Raw genomic sequence first — 19643 nt, forward strand, 5'->3', positions numbered from 1 at the left:
CTTTTTTATGGCATATCCAAAAGCAGTGCTGGCTCAGCCAGTTAGTGCAAGCCTAGATTGTGCATCACACGATGCACTAATTATTATCAGCGATGACTTTTCTCACATACCAAATACGCCTCTGCGCGATGCAATTTTAAATCAAGCTCAAGTAGACTCTCGCATAGGTAATCAAGTTACCTTGCTAGTAATTGCCGGTAAACGTGTTGTATTAGCCCCAACAGGCCCTTTAAATAGAGATTATGATGATGTACGTCGCTATTTTGATGCGGCTAAATTAGCCATTAACGAGGCTAAAGCGTCAGGCAGTGTTAACCCCGCTATTTACTTACCTGCTTTAAATACCGACAGCCGTTACCAACACGCGCTGGAAGTGGCCTATTTAGGCGCATGCCAAGCATTATGGCAGCCTCTTGAAGCACGTGAATTTCATGGTCATGGTATTGAGCCAATTACTCAAATCGGTTTAATTGATGCCAATGAGCAAACGATTAAAGCAGTCAATGCATTAGCAGCTGGACAATATGCTGCACGTGATTTATGTGGTACCGAGCCTGAACGTATGGCACCACCACGCTTTGCTGATTACTGTAGCGAACTATTTAATAATAGCGCAGTGAGCGTTGATGTGATTGATGACTTGGCTGCCATTGATAAACACTATCCGATGCTAAGTACTGTTGCTCGTGCATCTTATGCAGTAGAGCGTCATCATCCACGCGTTGTTAAACTTGAATATGTACCAGAGGGTGAAGTAACACGCACACTGATGTTTGTTGGTAAAGGCTTAGTTTATGACACAGGCGGTGCAGATTTAAAAGTAGGCGGCTACATGGCAGGTATGAGCCGAGATAAAGGCGGTGCGGCTTCTGTGGCTGGATTTATGAAAGCAGTTGCTGATTACCAACCTAAAGGCGTTAAAGTGATTGCCTTTTTAGCAGTGGTACGTAACTCAATTGGTTCAGATTGTTTTGTTCCTGATGAAATTATTACTAGCCGTGAAGGTGTGCGAGTGCGCATTGGTAATACTGATGCCGAAGGGCGTCTAGCGATGGGTGATTTACTTAGTGAAATGAAAGATTTGGCTGTAAACGAAATAAACCCAACGCTGTTTACTGTGGCTACTTTAACAGGGCATGCTGCACGTGCGATGGGACCATATGGTGCTTATGTAGAAAATGGGCCAGCACGTAGTGCTAATATTTCACGTCAATTAGCTGATTGTGGTGATTTATGGGCTGACGGTGCAGAAGTATCCCGTTCACGTCGTGAAGATTATGACTTTATAAAGCCACGTACTTTAGCCGATGACGTACTCTCTAGTAATAATGCAGCTTCTGCTGTTACAGCGCGCGGCCATCAATTTCCTATGGCATTTTTAGCTGTGGTAGGCGGATTAGATAAACATGGCAGTGAATCAGCACTACCACTTCCTTATGTGCATATGGATATTGCCGGTAGTGGCGTTGAAGGCGGCGATTGGCAACATGGTAAACCAACTGCGGCGTCAGTAAGCAGTTTATTTGCCCGCTACTGTTTATAATTCTCTATATAAACATGTCTAAAAAGCCCTGAAAATCAGGGCTTTTTTAATTGAGTTAACTAAGCTTAAAGCGCGATACCACGCTAGATAATTCAACACTGCTTTGTTTGAGTTTGTCGCTGGCAAGGGTTAAATCCTTTGTATTACCTAATGATTGCTCCGTTGATTGCGAAAGATCGTTAATTCTTAAGTTCACTTCATCTGCGGCCGATGTTTGCTGCTCTGTTGCTCTTGCAATTTGGCCGTTCATATCGGTGATCACCGATACTAACCTGTCTATTTCATCCAGTGATGTATTTGCTGAAGAGGCTTGTTCAACCGTAGAAATAGAAATTTCTTGGCTAGATTTTACCGCCTCAACTGCGGCTTTAGCGCCTTCTTGCAGTTTAGCTATCATGGCTTGAATTTCATCAGTGCTTTTACCCGTTCGACTTGCTAAGGTTCTTACTTCATCGGCTACGACGGCAAAGCCTCTACCATGTTCACCTGCCCGTGCAGCCTCAATGGCTGCATTGAGTGCCAACAGGTTAGTTTGCTCTGCAATACTTCTTATTACATCAAGCACCGAACCAATATTATTACTCTCTTGAGCAAGATCAGCGGTTACTTTGCTTACGGTTTCTATATTACTCGAGAGGGTTTCAATGGCGGTAATCGTTTTAGATACCACATTTTTACCCGTTGATGCATTACTAGCAGTATCATTTGCGGCTTGTTCAGCGGCTTCGGCATTACGGCTAACATCATGAATTTGATGAGTCATTTCCTCCATTGCAGCGGCTACTTGGGTGCTACTGTCGTTTTGAAGCTCAATAAACGACTGGCTGGTTTTGCTAGAATCATCTACAGCATGGGCATGCTCGTTTACATCGTTTGCGCTTTTGGCAACTAGTACTAAAGACTCTCTAATTTTAGAGACAAATAAATTAAATGACCGCGAAAGTTGAGATATTTCATCATTACCATTTTCGTTGAGAGTACGAGTTAAATCCCCCTCACCTTGAGAGATATCTTTCATCATCTGCGCTGCTAAACGAGTCGGCGTTAAAATGCTTCGGCCAATAAAGTAGCTAAATAACACCACCACAATAATCATAATAACAACGTTGATAATGATGATAGTGCGCTGCTGCGAAAAGGCACTGTCTATGGTATCAAGATAAACTCCCGAGCCGATTATCCATTGCCACTGTTCAAAACCTTTAACAAACGCAATTTTATCTACGGGGTTGTCATTACCGGGCTTTGGCCATTTATAAGGCACATAACCTTCGCCGGATTGTTTTACAACGCTAACCATCTCAACAAATAACGGGGTGCCATCAGGGTCTTTATTATTAGTTAAATCTTTTCCCTCAAGAGCTGGTTTTATTGGGTGCATTACCATCGCCGGCTGGTAATTATTGATCCAAAAATAGTTAGTGTCATCGTAGCGCAATGAGCGGATTGAGGCGATTGCTTGAGACTGTGCTTGTTGGCGAGTAAGAGTTTGGTTTTGTTCAAGGGCTGCATAGTGCTTAATAGTACTATATGCAGTTTCTACCACATTTTTAGTTTTAAGGTATTGCTCGTTTTTGAGCGCTTGGTATTGGTTACTCAAGCTCGAAATACTCAATACAATTAAACCAAATATTACAATCCCTACTAAAATGGCTAGACGTTGAAATATAGTAAAACGACGGAGATTTAGCATAAACATGTTCCTGTATAAGAGCATTACTTCTCTTTAATAAGCATAGTTAAAATATAGGCTAATAGAGCTTTATTTTCATAATATTGAATTTTTATATTTAGTTGTTAGCGGTTAATTTAAATACAATACAAGTTGCGCGCTCAGGCTTAGATTTTTAGTTACTCTATGCTTAAATGGATTTGATTATTGTTTGTTGACGTTTCAATATATCTTATTTGCATAAAAAAAGGCTGATACTTGTATTAGCCTTTAGTCGAATAATTAACCTAACGTTAGTTAATTTGTATTAAAATTACGGTTAAAGAAGTTAGTAATAGTTTGATGTAAATGAGTTTGAACTTGTTTACCGCGAAGACTATGTTTTGAGCCTGGGTAAGTCATCATTTCAAACTGTTGATTGTTATCTTGCAGCTGTTTAAACAATTTTGTTGCATGGGTAAACAACACGTTGTCATCGGCCATACCATGGTAAATCATTAATGGGCCTTCAAGGCCTTCAGCATATGGGAAAACAGCACTGTCGGTATAACCTTGCGCATTTGTATCAGGGTGACCCAAGTAACGCTCGGTGTAGTGAGTATCGTATAAGGCCCAGTCAGTTACAGGTGCGCCTGAAACACCAGCACTAAAGTAATCGCCTGCTTTAAACATGGTCATTAGCGCCATATAACCACCGTAGCTGTGACCATAAATACCAATGCGTGCAGGGTCTACGTAATCAAGTGTACGTAAAAACTCAACGCCTTTAATCTGATCAGCTACTTCAACAACACCTAAATTTTTATATATTGCATCTTCAAACTTTTTACCACGATTATAAGAGCCGCGGTTATCTAGTTGAAAAATAACATAACCTTGTTGCGCCATATATTGAAAGTATAAGTTTTTACTACGCCAGCTATTAGTTACTCGCTGAGCATGAGGGCCGCCATACACGTTAACAATAACTGGATGCTTTTTACCCTTAGCCATGTTTGTAGGTTTAAATAAACGGTAATGCATAACTTGGCCGTCTTCAGCGGTAATAGTACCGTACTCAGGCTGTGCTAAATCGGTTAAAAAGGGAGTTAGTGGGTGAGAGTCGTCTAGTTTATTCTCTTCAAGCCACGTAATAAACTCTCCATTGATTTTGCGCAGCGCTGCTGAATTTGGCTTATTCACCGATGAACTAGTGTCAATGAAGGTTTTGTTATCTTTTGCCAATACAACATTGTGGTATTGGCCTTTTTCAGTAATACGCTTAATTGCTCCTTTTTTAAATAAAGGTGCACTGTATAAGTGGCTTTCAAGCGCAGTATCTTTACGCGCTGCAAAGTAAACTATACCATTTTTTTCATCTACGCCTTTTAAGCTATCAACAACCCAGTCACCAGTAGTTATTTGACGAATAAGTTGGCCATTATTAGCATACAAATAAAGGTGCTTAAATCCATCTCGCTCCGAGGCCCACACAAAATGTTTTTTATCTTTTAAAAACTCAAGATCAAAATGTAGGTTTATCCAAGTATCGCTTTTTTCAGTTAATGCGACGGTTTGCTGTTTCGTTTTACTGTTGTAAAAGCGTAATTCTAAATTGTGCTGAGAACGCTTTTGCCACTGGTAAGACAGGGTGTTGCTATCGTTTAACCATTTAGCACGAGCGATATAAATATCTTTATTTTCACCTAAGTCAATCCAGTCAACCATTTGGTCATTAAGCTTTACAACGCCAAGTTGAATGTCAACATTGTTAGTGCCAGTAAATGGGTAGCGCTGATTAAATAGCTTTACTTCATCAGCATAAATTTCGTTACGAATCGCTTCTTGAACAGGGCTTTCATCAACGCGAGTAAAGGCGATTTTAGATTCATCATTTGCCCACCAATAACCGGTCATGCGGCTCATTTCTTCTTGCGCCACAAATTCGGCCATACCGTTTTTAATAACGCCACCGCCATCTTTACTTAATTGAATTTCTTTACCAGATGCCAGTTCTAATGCGAAGAGGTTTTGCTCACGAACAAACGACACAAAATTACCTTTTGGAGAAAAGCGCGCATCGGTTTCAAATGCTTCAGTGTTAGTCAGCTTTTTACTATTTTTTGTTTTTAAGTCGAAGTAATAAAGGTCGCCATTAAGAGGGAATAATAACGCTTTACCATCTTTTGACCATTTGTATTCAAGAATACCTTTACCAAAAATACGCTGGCGTTCACGGCGTGCTTTTTCTTCATCTGACAGGTTTTCTGGGCCTGAAAATAATTGCGCTGAATCAACGAGCAATCGATTGGTGTTATCTTTTAAATTATATTCCCATAAATCATAGCGGTTATAGTCATCTGCTTTACCTTGTAAGTAGGTAACACGGCTACCATCGGGAGAAAACTTAAGTTGTACCGGAGATTTGCCAGCTAGGCTTGGATCATCAAATATACGCTCAAGCGTTAACGGCTTTGCTTGAACGCTTAATGCGCCCGCCATCAGGGGGATTGCCAGTGAGAGGTGTTTTAGTTTTTTTAACACAGGATTGCCTTTACTTACATAAAATTATCCCCGATGGTAAAGCACAAGCGTGTGCAACTGCAACTAAATGCTATAAAGTGTGAAGTAAAATAACCTAAGGATTTAACATGCGCGAAACATCATTTACCTTAGCCCCAGAGCTGACAAGAGATTGTATTGAACTGGCCGATTGGCCTCTTTGTAAGGTATTACTACTAAATGACAGCCAATACCCATGGTTTATATTAGTTCCTAGAATAGCGGGTTTAAAAGAGATAATAGATTTAACCGAGCAGCAACAAATTACTTATTTACAGGAGTCGGCTAAGCTCAGTCATTTATTAATTGAGGTGTTTAATCCTGATAAGTTAAATGTGGCCGCGCTTGGCAATATGGTACCGCAATTACATATTCATCATATAGCGCGTTTTAAAACAGATATTGCATGGCCTGCGCCGGTATGGGGCAAGTTCCCAAGTGTCCCTTATACTAATGAGCAGATAGAGCAATTAAAAACGCATTTTTAAAATCAGAATGGGTTACTTTGAGGAGATAGTATGAAATTAATAAAACAACTCTGCACTAGTGTATTTATAGCAGCCATTGCTGTTTCAACAGTAATAGCGAGCGAGCAGCCGGTAGCTACGGATGTGGTAAATAACGTTAGCATTAAAAACTTTGCAGCACATAACAACCTGGTTTTTTCAGCAGCGCAACCGACTAAAGAGCAGTTTAAGCAATTATCGCAAGCCAAGGTAAAGCATGTTATTAATTTACGTGCAGCAGATGAGCAAGACTGGGATGAAGGCGCGTTAGTCAACTCTTTAGGAATGAGCTACCACGCAATTGAGATTGCGGGTGCAAAAGACGTAAACACTGATAATGCAAAGCAGTTAGCCAATCTTTTAGAGCAACTTAAAGGTGAGTCGGTGGTTGTTCATTGTGCAAGTAGCAACCGTGTTGGCGCGTTAATGGCTATTTCAGCCCACCAGCAAGGTACAGATATAGAGTCTGCGATTGAAATCGGTAAGCAGTGGGGAATGGCAAGCCTTGAGCCGGTTGTACGCAAAGTGGTGAATGACAAATAAGCATACTGATAAGTAATAAAAAAGCGTTACAATGTAACGCTTTTTTATTTAATTAGCTTTTGTTAATCAAGGCCAAGCACATCTTTACCTTGTTTAAAGGTCACATCTACAGGGATGTTCGCTTTGCTTAACTTTTCTAAGTCTTTAGCAAGTTCCGCTTTAATATCGCCATGAGTGGCAATGAGTTGATCTACTTTTTCGTAATCACCGTCACCTTGTAGAGTTAAAATAAGGCGCGATAATTTTGCCATGGCATCACCCATTTTATCCATGTTGATGCTGTATAGCCCATCTTCATTTTTGGAAAAAGCACCTTCTTGAGCAAAAAAGTTAAAGCGGATCATGTTTGCTTTACCATGTGCACTTGAGGCACCGAAACGTACTGAGCGGAAAATACCCGCCATAAAGGTGGTGTAGTAATCTTCTAAAGTCCCTTCAGTGATCTCACCTTTTTTAAGTAACTGTTCAACCATGTATAAACCAAGAATATCGGCTTTACCTTCTTCTAAAGCACTAGCGTGTTCTTGAAGTGATTGGCGAACGGTACCTTTACCCGTTAAGGTGTTTTTAATCCCTAAACCGTGAGCCACTTCATGGAACATGGTATTGGCAAAAAATGCATCAAAGGTAATGTGTTTGCGTTGCTCTGGCACAATTAACTGCTCTGAGATAGGCACTAAAATTTTATCAAACTTCGCACGCATTGCGTTTTTAAGCTGTAAACGACGTGTGCCTTTTTCTAATTGCACCTGCTCATCATTGGGCAAGTTAATTGCAATGGTTTTACTGCCAGCATTTGAGTGCCCAGCATAATAAACAACATCATAGGCATTTAAGTCAGCATCTGATCCTGGTACTTCTTGCTTGTACTTGCTATCAACAGGTAAGCCTTTTTGCAGCTCAGGTAAAAAGGCAGCAAATTTAGCCAGGCGTTCGCTCCATTTTAAATCTTTAATTAGTACATACGATTCATAGGCAGCACGGTAACCAAATAATTGGTCTTCGTAGTTTTCAATTGGGCCAATAACCACATCAATTGGATTATTTTTCATATCCATCCAAGCGAAGTCAGAGGCTTGGAAGTCATCGCTTTGTATTGCGTCAGCTCGTAAGTTTAGGTAGTTGGCGAATTCTTTGTCGTCGGCTAGCTTGCTGGCTTCTCTAAGTAACTCAGCAGCTTGAGCAAGCTCTGAGGCATATTCTTCTGAATAAGGAGTGCTGTATAAGTTGCCTAGTTCATCACGTTTAATCAGTGAGTAAAGCCCTGTTTTATCTTTTACATCAGCGTTATTAAGCTCTTCTTTGGTGATGTCGGCTGGGTAAAAGCCTGCACCAAGCGGCTTTTCTTTATAGCCTGATAAGAATACTTCATCGCCGTTTAAGCGATCCCATGGGCCATAGTTAATATCAGCAAACTGACGTACTTTTTCATCATCTAGTTGTGCTAAAAAGTCTTGCTTATCTTTACCAAATGCTTGCTTCCAGAATAAATCATCCATAATTTTTGAAGCATCAATAAGTTTAGCTACCATAGCTTTTTGATTGTCAGACAAGTGTGATAAGTCACTTTGTAAACTAAAGTCTGTATATATGTCTAAGCGTTGACGGTCAATATTAACAAGCGCTGGCCCAGAAGGCGTTTGAGAAGCCGTTGGCGCTGAGCTTTGCGGCGTATTACTTGAAGACGGTGCTTGCTCAGAGCAGGCACTAAGAAAAACGATGCCAGAGAGCAGTATTGCTTGGCTAATTTTATTTAAGATCATTATATTGCCTTTAAAAAGTCTATTTTATAACTTGTATACTGTAAGTTAAGGTACTGAAGCGTGTTAATGTGCCTTAGCATGTTTGCATTAAAGCAAAACCCACTAGCAAATAGCAAGTATTAGGCGTTAGTGCGCATAAATCAGTGAGGCACTAGTAAATAATCAATAATTATCTACAATTTTTTCTACTTTGGGTATATGTTTAGTACTGCTAAGCTTTGAAATAATTAATAATATAAGACTTGCTGTAAAGTGTAGGTCTTTAAGCAAAGGGATATTTTATGTCTACAGAAAATGCCTTACTCACAATTTTGGTTGACAGAATTAACAACGACACACTGGTGTTACCTACGTTACCAGAGGTAGCGATTAAGGTTCGTCAAGCCGCTGACAATCCAGATGTAAATTTGATGCAAATGTCAGATGCAATAGCACATGACCCTGCACTGTCTGCGCGAATGATTAAAGTAGCAAATAGTGCCATTATGGGTCGTGCTGTAAAGGTGTCTAACTTACATCAAGCAGTGACACGTATTGGCTTAAGGCAAATAAAAAATATAGCTACAGCCATGGCAATGGAGCAGCTGTTTGTATCTAATAATGAGCTAATAAAGGGATACATGGGCAAGGCGTGGCAAAAAACGCTGCATGTGGCCTCGCATTCTATTTCATTGATGGAGTTTTACTTAAAAAGAAATACTCACACTTCGCTTAACCGTGATGCCATTACACTAGCTTCATTGGTTTATAATATTGGGGTGTTACCGATTTTAACTGAGGCTGAGCGACACCCAGAAGTGTTTGCCAATCCGAGTTTTTTAGCGCATGCAATTCAACGTTTAAGCGGTAAAATTGGTGGCTCAATAATGAAAGCATGGGAATTCCCTGATGTGTTTGTAGAGGTTGCACAGCACTGGGCTGATGTTAACTATCGCTCTACTGAAGTGAGTTATATCGACTTTATTCGCATTGGTGCAATCCTTGAGGGAACCCTACAAGTATCAGATAAATCTGCGGCGCTACAAACCTATATTGATAAAGGCATTTTTCCTTCATTAGAAATGTTAGAGAGTGAGGAATACTTGCATATGGTTGAAGACGTAAAAGAAATGTTTAGCTAAATTTTTGAACAATAAAAAGCACGATTAGTATCGTGCTTTTTATTTGTTTAATAAAGCTTTTACGCTAAATCGTCTGCATCACCTAAGCCTTGAGTAAGCTCTTCAAGAAGCTGTTTTATTTCCTCAGATGCAAGAATAAAGTCAGCGTCTAGTTTAACCGCCATATCTTCTTTAGGAATATCGGCATTTTCTTCTTTAAGTGTTTCGCTATAGCTTAAACGTTTAATTGAACCATCGTTTTGTAGCATAAACTTAACGCGCTCTTGCCAATCCAAGGCAAGCTTAGTCACGCGTTTACCACTTTCAAGGTGTGATTTTACTTCGTCACACGCTAAGTCATGGCCTTTAAGCTTAACTTGGGCTCCACTGTCATCCGCTTCTTCAAGCTCAGCATCTGAGCCAATCGCAAAGCCCTCAGGTGTACTAAAGTTAGTAAGCCAGTCAGTTAAAAATACATCTAAATCATAGTTAGCAAACGCAGGAACAACCGGTAATGTGCCTAACGATTTACGTAGTAACGCCAGAAGCTCTTCAGCTTTATTAAAGCTTGCGCTATTAACTACAACCCAACCATTTTCCTGGTCTATGAACGCAAACTGTAAGCTCGACTTTTTAAATGCTTGTGGCAGTAGCGTGTGCAAGATGTTTTCTTTTAATTCATCTTTTTCTTTTTTCTTTACTGGTCGATTTTCTTCAGCTTCAATCTGATCAACCTTCTCTGCAACAAGCTCATTTATTACAGATGCCGGTAACACTTTCTCTTCACGCTTGGCGCAGACTAAAATGCTTTTTTGTGAAAAGTGAGACAAAGTTTCACCATGTTTACCAAATGCTTTTGTCCAGCCAAATGTTGCCAACTCTTGGCCAGTACATGGACGAAATAGATCTTGTTCTAACGCCTTGTCAAAGTCTTCTTGAGTGTACGAAACGTCTTGTTTAAAGCGATAGCATATAAGGTTACTAAACCACATAGGGAAATGATCCATTTAAAAAATTTGTGCAATCATAGCAATAAAAGCCGCTTCTAGAAACGGCTAATCGAGTTTAAAAAGTGGCAGGGGGGATGACATATTTTTAGGGAACGAAATTCGGTAATGTAACCCTTGGTTAGGTCCGCTACTGACTTCAATTTTGCCATTGAGTGTTTGTTTTACAAGGTTAAAAATAATGTGAGCACCTAAGCCGCTGCCACCTTCATCACGCTTTGTGGTGAAGAATGGGTCAAATAAACGCTTAAGTTGAGCTGGTTTTAAACCGATACCATTATCTTGATAATTAATAATTAAGTCGTTTTCATCGGTATTTACATCTATGGTGATTTGACCACTATTTATATTTTCAAAGCCATGCACTAATGAATTCATAATTAAGTTAGTAAATATTTGGCTGATCACCCCAGCAGGTAAATTAATAATTAAATCATCCGGGCAGTGCAGGCGAATACTGTGGGATGTTTTTTTAATTTGCGGATGTAAAGAACGTATAACTTCATTGATGTAATCTTTAAAGTTAATGGTTCTTAGCGCCTCACTGGCTTGATCAACAGCAATTTGTTTAAAGCTGGTGATTAAGTCTGAGGCACGCTCTAAATTGTGAGAGAGTAGCTGAGCGCTTTGTGCTGCATCATTAATAAAGCCTTCCAGTGCCGAGGAAGATAGCGATTTATTTTTAAATGCAGTTTCTATTTCAGTTAAGCGCTCTTGCAAAAATGAGGTCGCGGTTACGCCAATACCAATAGGGGTATTAATTTCATGAGTGATACCAGCGACTAAACCACCTAATACCGCCATTTTTTCTGAGCCAACAAGTTGCTCTTGCGCAAAGCTTAGTTCATCGAGTGAGTTTTGTAGTTGGGTTTGTTTACTTAGCAGCTCTTGCTCTGTTTGCTTTCGTAGGTCAACTTCTTCTGTTAATACTGCTTTTTGGCGTTCGAGTTCATATTTTTGTTGCTGCAGATCGATCATAGCTTGGCTTAGGTTTGATGTTTTTCGCGCAACATCTTGTTCAAGCTGTAAGTTTTGTTGATCTAGTTTTTGATTACTTTCGATTAGGTCATGCTGGGTTTGTTTTAACTCTTTTTTATACTCAACAACTTTAGAGATCAAATTGTTAAAAGAGCGTTCCATTACTTTCAGCTCGTTATTTTCATCAGTGACAATTTTAACGTGCTGGCCATCGAGCTCTTCTAATTCAAGATATTCAATTTGCTCAGTAAGCTGTGTGAGCGGCTCAGTTAGCAGCTTTCTAAATGCGATTAAAAACAAGATGATTAAAAAAGTGGTTTTAATCATGGCGTTGCCAATTAAAAAGTAAATAGAGAGCATGATGCGACTAAAGATCACGTCGCGGCTAGAAAATAAAGTCACATCGCCTACCTGAGTGGCACGGCCTGAAAATTCAAAAATAAGCGGAAATGTATAGCCAAACAAGCCTGCTTTAGTATCCTCTACCATGACGTCTTCTTGGACAAGTTGCTGGCTGTAAAGGTTATGAATGTTTAGTGCACGGCCTAATTGAGAAATAATAGCGCCGTTATCATCACGGATAATAACTCCTTCAACCATAGGTATATCAAGTAATCCTTCTGCGGTTGTTGTGGTTTGCTTTATATTTAGCTCCCAAATTGCTCGGGTTAAACTTCTACCAAATGTTTTTTGCAGTGTGCCGAGCTCATCGCGTATGTAATCTTTGGTATTAACATACTCTGCGAAGATTTGTCCGCAGGTCACCACAAAAGTCAGTATAAAATAAACTGATAAAACTCGTGTGAGTAACTTTGTTGAGAGACTTTTTTGCGGCATGAGGGACTTGTATTTCCTTTAGTTATTCAGCTGTTAATGTACGCTTATAAACATTAGTTAATAAATCATTAAAAATAAACATATATTTTATTATATTGTTATTTTAGGCTCTTAAATAAGGATTCCCTCATGAACTTAACAATAAAGCGTAGTGTGTTAGCCTGCTTGTTTGTAAATTAGGTAGAGTTATTTTGCTAATTTGTATTGTGCATTCATGCATTTTATTGATAACGTTAGTAAAAGATACAGTAAATAACCTGCTCGCTAGTTATGTTGGTTATACTCTTTACTTTTTGCTGACTGAGCAAGCAAATTGATTTTAGCGTGGGTTTAGGTGTTTTATATGAGTTTAATTAAATAGTCATTATGGTGCGTTTTTCTATTTTAGTCTGTGATGACTCAACCGTTGCTCGTAAACAAGTGGTCCGCTGTTTAAATGAGTGCATAGATGCCGATATTCAACAGGCAAAAAATGGTAAGGAAGCCTTGGAGCAGTTGCATCATGGGCAGTTTGATCTTCTATGCCTCGATTTAACCATGCCTGAAGTGGATGGTATTGAAGTACTTGAGCAAGTTAAAGCAAATAAAATAGAAACTTATGTATTGGTAATTTCTGCTGACATTCAACAAAAAATGCGAGAGCGGGTAGCGCAACTTGGTGCAATTGATTTCATTCATAAACCTATTAATAAAATACAACTTAACGACGTTTTGCATAAGTTTGGCATTTATTAATAAAATTCATGATGAAAAAGACTGTTTTATCTTCTAATTTAGGGTTGACAGAATAGCCTTTGTTAAGGCAGTCTTAAGCTTATGAAAACATTTAGTCTTGTAACGACCATTATTATTACAACCACCATTCTTACTGGATAGTGGCATAGGTCGGTGCAACAAATTTAAAGGCCTGTGTTCACTTAGAACACAGGCCTTTTTTCGTTTTATGGAATGAGGAAACATAAAAAATGCGCGTTTTAAAATTTGGTGGCTCATCGCTCGCTGACTTTGCCTGCTTAGAGCAAGTAGCTGCTCTAGCTAAGGCACAATTAAAAGATGAAATGTTACTGGTGCTTTCAGCGCCTGGCGGTATGACAGATTCGCTTGTTGCGTTGGCTAGTGCCGCAGAGCAGGGGCAGGATTTCAACCCGTTGTGGGATGCACTTGTTACCCGCTGCAATGCTTTAAAAGCGGCTGTAGAGGAAAGACAAGGAACAGTTCAAAACTGGCCGGACTTTAACGAATTGAAAAATAAGCTTGATGGGGTTGCACTAATTAAGTGTTGCCCAGATAAAATCAGGGCTTTTATTATTAGCTTTGGTGAACGTGTTAGCGTATCGCTAATGCAAAGCCTACTAGCCGATCATAACGCGCATTATTTACAAGCAACAGACTGTATTGTTTCAACGGGTGGACACATAGACGCTGAAGCCGATTTAGTCGCCAGTAAAGCCCGTTTTCAAGCGGTACTAAAAGAGTCGCCAGCAACGGTTTACATTATGCCTGGCTTTACTGCAAGTAATAATAAAGGTGAGCTCACAACACTTGGTCGAAATGGCTCTGATTATTCAGCGGCGATTGCTGCAGCGTGTTTAGAGGCGCAAGTGTGCCAAATATGGACTGACGTTGATGGTGTATACAGCGCCGATCCGCGTTATATCAAAAAAGCCACTAAGGTTGATTTCCTATCTTACAAAGAGGCGATGGAGCTTTCTTATTTTGGCGCTAAAGTGTTGCACCCTAAAACTATCCTACCGTGTGCAAAAGCTGGAGTGCCATGCGAAATTAAAAACACTCATAACCCAGATGCGCAAGGCTCACTAATTAGTAACGATACGGTATCTGATGAACCAGTAAAAGCACTCTCAAGCCTACAAAACTTAGCTATGTTGACCGTTTCGGGCCCTGGTATGAAGGGCAAAGTGGGCATGGCATCGAAAGTATTTAATGCATTAGCGCATGATAACGTGTCAATCGTACTGATCACTCAATCATCATGTGAATTTAGCATCAGTTTTTGTGTTCATGAAAGTGATTTAAATCTAGCGTTGAATGCGTTGCAAGTGGCCTTTGACTTAGAGTCAAAAGCAGGCTTAATTGAGCCGGTAAATGTGCAACGTAATTTAGCAATTGTAACGCTAGTGGGCGATAACATGCGCGCACATAAAGGCTTAGCTGCTAAGTTTTTTGCATCGCTTGCTCAAGCACAAGTAAACATTGTTGCCATAGCGCAAGATTCAACTGAAAGCGCTATTTCTGCGGTTATTGATGGTGAGTTGTGTAATGACGCGGTTAAAATCTGTCATGAAAACTTTTTCACTCATGTGCCTTCAATCGATGTGTTTTTATTGGGGTGTGGCTTAGTCGGTCAAGAGCTAATAAACCAGCTTGAACGTCAACAAGCATGGCTTGAAAAGCGTAATATTAAATTAAACCTATACGGTGTGGCTAATTCTCGTCAATTACACCTTGATGGTGAAGGCATTGCTTTTGATGATTGGCAACAAAAACTAACGCAATCAGAGCAAGCATTTGATTTAAAATTAGTAGAACAGTTTGTTAAGCAAAATCACTTGGTTAACCCTGTGCTAGTTGATTGTACTTCATCAGATGCCTTGGCTTCGCAATACGTCGATTTTTTAAATGCGGGTTTCCACGTTGTGGCCGCTAACAAAAAAGCGACGACTAGTTCATATACTTATTACCAAGACTTAATTGCAGCAACGCATAAAAATAACCGTAAATTTTTATACGAAACTAACGTAGGTGCGGGTTTGCCTGTAATTGATAACTTGCAATCACTCTTTGGTGCTGGCGATGAATTACTTGAATTTAGTGGTATTTTATCTGGCTCACTTTCGTACATGTTTGGTGCCCTTGAAGATGGTTTATCACTCTCTGAAGCAACAATTAAAGCGAAAGAAAGTGGCTTTACTGAACCCGATCCTCGCGATGACTTATCGGGAACAGACGTAGCACGTAAACTACTTATCATTGCCCGCGAAGCAGGTATGAAATTGGAGCTTAGCGACATAGAAGTGGAGTCTGTACTACCACAAGGCTTCGCCCAAGGTGACAATGTTGATGAGTTTATGGCAAAGCTACCAAGTCTGGATGCTGACTTTAACGACCGTATTCAAAGTGCAGCGAGTGAAGGTAAAGTACTTCGCTATGTAGGCACAATTAAAAATGGACACTGTAAAGTAGGTATTGAAGCGGTAGATTCATCACACGCATTAAGTGTAATTCGTGATGGTGAAAATGCGCTGGCTATTTTAAGCCAATACTATCAGCCAAGTCCGTTTGTTATCCGTGGTTATGGCGCAGGCTCTGCAGTAACTGCTGCGGGTGTATTTGCCGATATTCTTAAAACACTATCACGCTAGGGGGCGGTTATGATTGAAGTTTATGCGCCAGCCTCTATTGGTAATTTTACGGTTGGTTTTGACTCCCTCGGTGCGGCGTTAGCCCCGATTGATGGCAGCTTGCTGGGGGATGTGGTTACTATATGTGAAGCGCCTCGTGATGAGTTTATTTGTAGTGGCGAATACGCCCATAAACTCCCAAGCGATGCGAATGAAAACTTAGCGTATCAATGTTTAGTGCATTTTCGTACACATGTAGCACCGAATATGCCAGCCGTAAAATTAGAGTTGAAGAAAAACCTGCCTATAGGGTCTGGGTTAGGCTCAAGTGCTTGCTCTGTTGTTGCGGCATTTGCAGCGCTGGATAAGTTTGCTCAAACTAATTTAAGCCAAGTTGAGTTAATAGAGCTAATGGCCGATTTTGAAGGCTTGGTAAGCGGTGGACGTCATTATGACAATATCACTCCTTGTTATCTTGGTGGCTTACAATTAACGGGCGACTTAATTCCAAATAAATCAATAGCGTTACCTGTTGATGAAAACTGGTATTACGTTGCCGCATTTCCTGGCTTTTCGCTCAATACCGCAAAGGCACGCTCTGTTTTACCAAAAGAGCTAAGTATGCATGCGGGGGTTGAGTTTGCGCAGCGATTATCGGCTTTTAGCAGTTTATTACTGACTTCACGTTTTGATGAGGCGCTTTGTATTATGCAAGACAATATTGCTGAACCACATCGTGCGCCACTAATAAATGGTTTTGATCAAGCCAAACTTAGTTTGCCAGAACTCGGTGCTGAAGTGGTGAGTATTTCAGGCGCAGGGCCGACCTTGTTTAGTGTATGTAAAACGCTTGAAGCGGCAGAGCAATGCGCGCAGTGGCTAGAGGAAAATTACATCAACGAGCAAGGTTTTTGCCATATTTGTAAATTAGATAACGACGGCACGCGTCAATTAAATGTTTTATAGGATCAAGAGTCATGCAATTACATAATTTAAAAGAATATTCACAAAAAGTGTCGTTTGTTGAAGCTGTAAAAACAGGACTGGGGCGTAATCAAGGGGTGTTTTTTCCTGAGTCGTTAGCGCCATTAAGTGATGTTGATGCATTACTCGATATGGACTTTGTTACTCGCAGCGGCAAAATTTTATCGCACCTTATTGGTGATGAGCTACCAAGTGATACTGTTGCCCAGATGGTTAAGAATGCGTTTAACTTTCCGGTTAAGCTGGTGGAAGTTGAAGACAATACCTATTGCTTAGAGTTATTCCATGGCCCAACACTGGCGTTTAAAGATTTTGGTGGCCGCTTTATGGCGGAGTGTTTAGCGCAGTTTAACCATGGTGAAAAAGTGACAATATTGACAGCAACGTCGGGTGATACCGGTGCCGCTGTCGCGCATGCTTTTTATAATAAGCCAAATATTGATGTGGTTATTTTATACCCTAAGGGCAAAATTTCACTCGCTCAGCAAAAGCTATTTACTACACTCGGTGACAATATTCATTGTTACGCGATAGAAGGCAGTTTTGATGATTGCCAAGAGTTGGTTAAAAAATCATTTTTAGATGAAGAGTTAAAAGCAAAACTTGGTTTAAATTCAGCAAATTCAATCAATATTAGCCGCTTAGTTGCGCAAGTTTGTTATTACTTTGAGGCAATAGCACAGCTGCCAAAAGAAAAGCGTGCTACAGCGCATATTTCAGTACCCAGTGGTAATTTTGGTAATGTGTGTGCGGCTATGATTGGCGCTGTTATTGGTATGCCAGTAGGTAAACTCAGTGCGACTACAAACCAAAATGATACTGTGCCACGTTATATGCTTGATAAGCAGTGGACGCCCAGCGCCACTATTGAGTCACTGTCTAATGCTATGGATGTCAGTAAACCTAATAACTGGCCACGTGTGCAATCAATGTTAGATAATAACTGGTTTAGTTATGACAATTTTTATTCTGTTAGTGTGGATGAGCAAAGCACAAAATCAGTGATGAAAAAAATTCAACAGCTTGGCTATATTGCAGAGCCTCATACCGCGATTGCCTACCAAGGGCTTGTTGAAAATAAAGCAACAGATGCTGCAGGTATCTTTTTAGCGACTGCACACCCAGCTAAATTTAAAGAAAGCGTTGAAGAGGTGCTAAATACCGAAATAGCCATGCCAAAACCGCTAGCAGATGCGCTTGCAAAACCGTGTTTAGCCATTGATATGCACAATGATTACGACGATTTACGCAGCGAGTTATTTGCTAAGCTTGGTTAAAATCACACGTTTAGAAAAAGCGGCTTAGGCCGCTTTTTTGTTTGTTTATGTGTCGCTTTAGGCATAACGCATAAGCTAAATAAATGTAATAAATAAAATTCATTTAAAATTGTTATTAGTTTATAAAAAAATATCATCATCAAAATGCTGTGAAATAGTTTCAATCCCTGTTTAAATATCCTCAACTTAAGAGCGTAGGCAAAGAGTCGTTTTAAGCGTACAATAAAGCCTGTAAAAAATACCCATACACGTTGCCCAGGAGACCCCAATGTTAGAACGTAGCATGAATATTTCGGACTTTGATCCAGAGTTATTTGACGCGATGAGCAAAGAAACATCACGTCAAGAAGAGCACATTGAGTTAATTGCATCTGAAAACTACTGTAGCCCACGCGTACTAGAAGCGCAGGGTTCTCAACTTACTAACAAATATGCTGAAGGCTACCCGGGCAAACGTTACTACGGTGGCTGTGAGCACGTTGATGTGGTTGAGCAGTTAGCGATTGACCGCGCAAATGAATTATTTGGTACAGATTACGCAAACGTGCAACCACATGCGGGTTCACAAGCGAATGCCGCTGTTTTCCAAGCACTATTAAGCCCACTTGATACTGTTTTAGGTATGAGCCTAGCGCACGGTGGTCACTTAACACACGGCTCACACGTAAACTTCTCAGGTAAAACATACAACGCAATTCAGTATGGCCTTAACGAAGAAACTGGCGAAATTGATTACGCACAAGTTGAAGCGTTAGCACTTGAGCACAAACCAAAAATGATCATTGCTGGTTTTTCTGCATACTCAGGTATTGTTGATTGGGCTAAATTCCGTGAAATTGCAGACAAAGTAGGCGCATACTTATTTGTTGATATGGCGCACGTTGCAGGTTTAATTGCTGCGGGTGTTTACCCAAGCCCTGTGCCATTTGCTCACGTTGTAACAACCACAACACACAAAACATTAGCCGGCCCTCGCGGTGGTTTAATCATTTCTGCGTGTGGCGATGAAGATATTTACAAAAAGCTAAACAGCGCTGTTTTCCCAGGTGGCCAAGGTGGTCCTTTATGTCATGTTATTGCTGCTAAAGCGGTGGCATTTAAAGAAGCACTTCAACCTGAATTTAAAACATACCAAACTCAAGTTGTTAAAAATGCTCAAGCAATGGTTGCAGTATTACAAGAGCGCGGCTACAAAGTAGTATCAGGTAAAACTGACAACCACTTATTCTTACTTGATTTAATCGATAAAGATATCACAGGTAAAGATGCAGATGCTGCCCTAGGTAATGCGAATATCACGGTTAACAAAAACTCAGTACCGAACGATCCTCGTTCACCATTTGTTACTTCTGGTTTGCGTATTGGTTCACCAGCAATCACTCGTCGTGGCTTTAAAGAAGCTGAGTCAAAAGAGTTAGCTGGCTGGATCTGTGACGTGCTAGACAACATCGAAGATGAGTCAGTACAAGCGCAAGTAAAAGAAAAAGTGAAAGCAATTTGTGCAAAATTACCTGTTTACGCTTAATCCAA

General features: G+C 40.2%; 14 protein-coding genes. 9 read left to right on the plus strand and 5 right to left on the minus strand.

Annotated elements, in window-relative coordinates:
• Positions 1-7: 7 nt before the first annotated feature.
• Complete coding sequence (locus PUND_RS03270; protein WP_010390909.1) at positions 8-1543, plus strand: M17 family metallopeptidase; 1536 nt, start codon at positions 8-10, stop codon at positions 1541-1543.
• Between the two features lie 55 nt (positions 1544-1598).
• Here PUND_RS03270 and PUND_RS03275 read toward each other — a convergent pair whose 3' ends face one another.
• Together PUND_RS03275 and PUND_RS03280 are read right to left on the minus strand one after the other, a co-directional pair.
• Complete coding sequence (locus PUND_RS03275; protein ID WP_010390910.1) at positions 1599-3236, minus strand: methyl-accepting chemotaxis protein; 1638 nt, start codon at positions 3234-3236, stop codon at positions 1599-1601.
• Between the two features lie 276 nt (positions 3237-3512).
• A complete protein-coding gene (locus PUND_RS03280) occupies positions 3513-5738 on the minus strand; it encodes a S9 family peptidase (RefSeq protein WP_010390911.1) in 2226 nt (741 codons plus the stop codon).
• A gap of 107 nt (positions 5739-5845) precedes the next feature.
• Between PUND_RS03280 and PUND_RS03285 the strand changes: the two genes are divergently transcribed.
• Both PUND_RS03285 and PUND_RS03290 read left to right on the plus strand, forming a co-directional pair.
• Positions 5846-6244 (plus strand): HIT domain-containing protein, encoded by a 399-nt coding sequence (locus PUND_RS03285; RefSeq protein WP_010390912.1) that lies wholly within the window; start codon positions 5846-5848, stop codon positions 6242-6244.
• A gap of 30 nt (positions 6245-6274) precedes the next feature.
• Positions 6275-6805: a phosphatase domain-containing putative toxin gene (locus PUND_RS03290; protein WP_010390914.1), complete on the plus strand. Its 531-nt coding sequence runs from the start codon at positions 6275-6277 to the stop codon at positions 6803-6805.
• 62 nt (positions 6806-6867) lie between these two features.
• On the opposite strand, the gene PUND_RS03295 is transcribed toward PUND_RS03290, so the two are convergent.
• Positions 6868-8568 (minus strand): dipeptidyl-peptidase 3 family protein, encoded by a 1701-nt coding sequence (locus tag PUND_RS03295; RefSeq protein WP_010390917.1) that lies wholly within the window; start codon positions 8566-8568, stop codon positions 6868-6870.
• A gap of 281 nt (positions 8569-8849) precedes the next feature.
• Between PUND_RS03295 and PUND_RS03300 the strand changes: the two genes are divergently transcribed.
• On the plus strand, positions 8850-9689 hold the full coding sequence (locus tag PUND_RS03300) for an HDOD domain-containing protein (RefSeq protein ID WP_010390918.1): 840 nt from the start codon (positions 8850-8852) through the stop codon (positions 9687-9689).
• Positions 9690-9748: 59 nt separating this feature from the next.
• Here the strand turns inward: PUND_RS03300 and rdgC are convergent, their stop codons facing one another.
• Complete coding sequence (gene rdgC, locus PUND_RS03305) at positions 9749-10660, minus strand: recombination-associated protein RdgC (RefSeq protein ID WP_010390919.1); 912 nt, start codon at positions 10658-10660, stop codon at positions 9749-9751.
• A 63-nt stretch (positions 10661-10723) separates the two neighbouring features.
• Positions 10724-12490 (minus strand): sensor histidine kinase, encoded by a 1767-nt coding sequence (locus PUND_RS03310; protein ID WP_010390920.1) that lies wholly within the window; start codon positions 12488-12490, stop codon positions 10724-10726.
• 366 nt (positions 12491-12856) lie between these two features.
• On the opposite strand from PUND_RS03310, the gene PUND_RS03315 reads away from it, so the two are divergent.
• From PUND_RS03315 to glyA, 5 genes are all read left to right on the plus strand, one after another.
• A complete protein-coding gene (locus PUND_RS03315) occupies positions 12857-13225 on the plus strand; it encodes a response regulator (RefSeq protein WP_010390921.1) in 369 nt (122 codons plus the stop codon).
• 230 nt (positions 13226-13455) lie between these two features.
• Positions 13456-15873, plus strand: a complete 2418-nt coding sequence (thrA, locus tag PUND_RS03320) for a bifunctional aspartate kinase/homoserine dehydrogenase I (protein ID WP_010390922.1) — start codon at positions 13456-13458, stop codon at positions 15871-15873.
• 9 nt (positions 15874-15882) lie between these two features.
• On the plus strand, positions 15883-16818 hold the full coding sequence (gene thrB / locus PUND_RS03325) for a homoserine kinase (protein WP_008112008.1): 936 nt from the start codon (positions 15883-15885) through the stop codon (positions 16816-16818).
• A gap of 11 nt (positions 16819-16829) precedes the next feature.
• The gene (thrC, locus tag PUND_RS03330; protein ID WP_010390924.1) at positions 16830-18113 is read left to right on the plus strand and encodes a threonine synthase; all 1284 of its coding nucleotides are present in this window, start codon (positions 16830-16832) and stop codon (positions 18111-18113) included.
• Positions 18114-18381: 268 nt separating this feature from the next.
• Positions 18382-19638: a serine hydroxymethyltransferase gene (gene glyA / locus PUND_RS03335; RefSeq protein ID WP_010390926.1), complete on the plus strand. Its 1257-nt coding sequence runs from the start codon at positions 18382-18384 to the stop codon at positions 19636-19638.
• The last annotated feature ends 5 nt before the right edge of the window (positions 19639-19643 follow it).

Source organism: Pseudoalteromonas undina (genome assembly GCF_000238275.3).
Lineage (GTDB): Bacteria > Pseudomonadota > Gammaproteobacteria > Enterobacterales > Alteromonadaceae > Pseudoalteromonas > Pseudoalteromonas undina.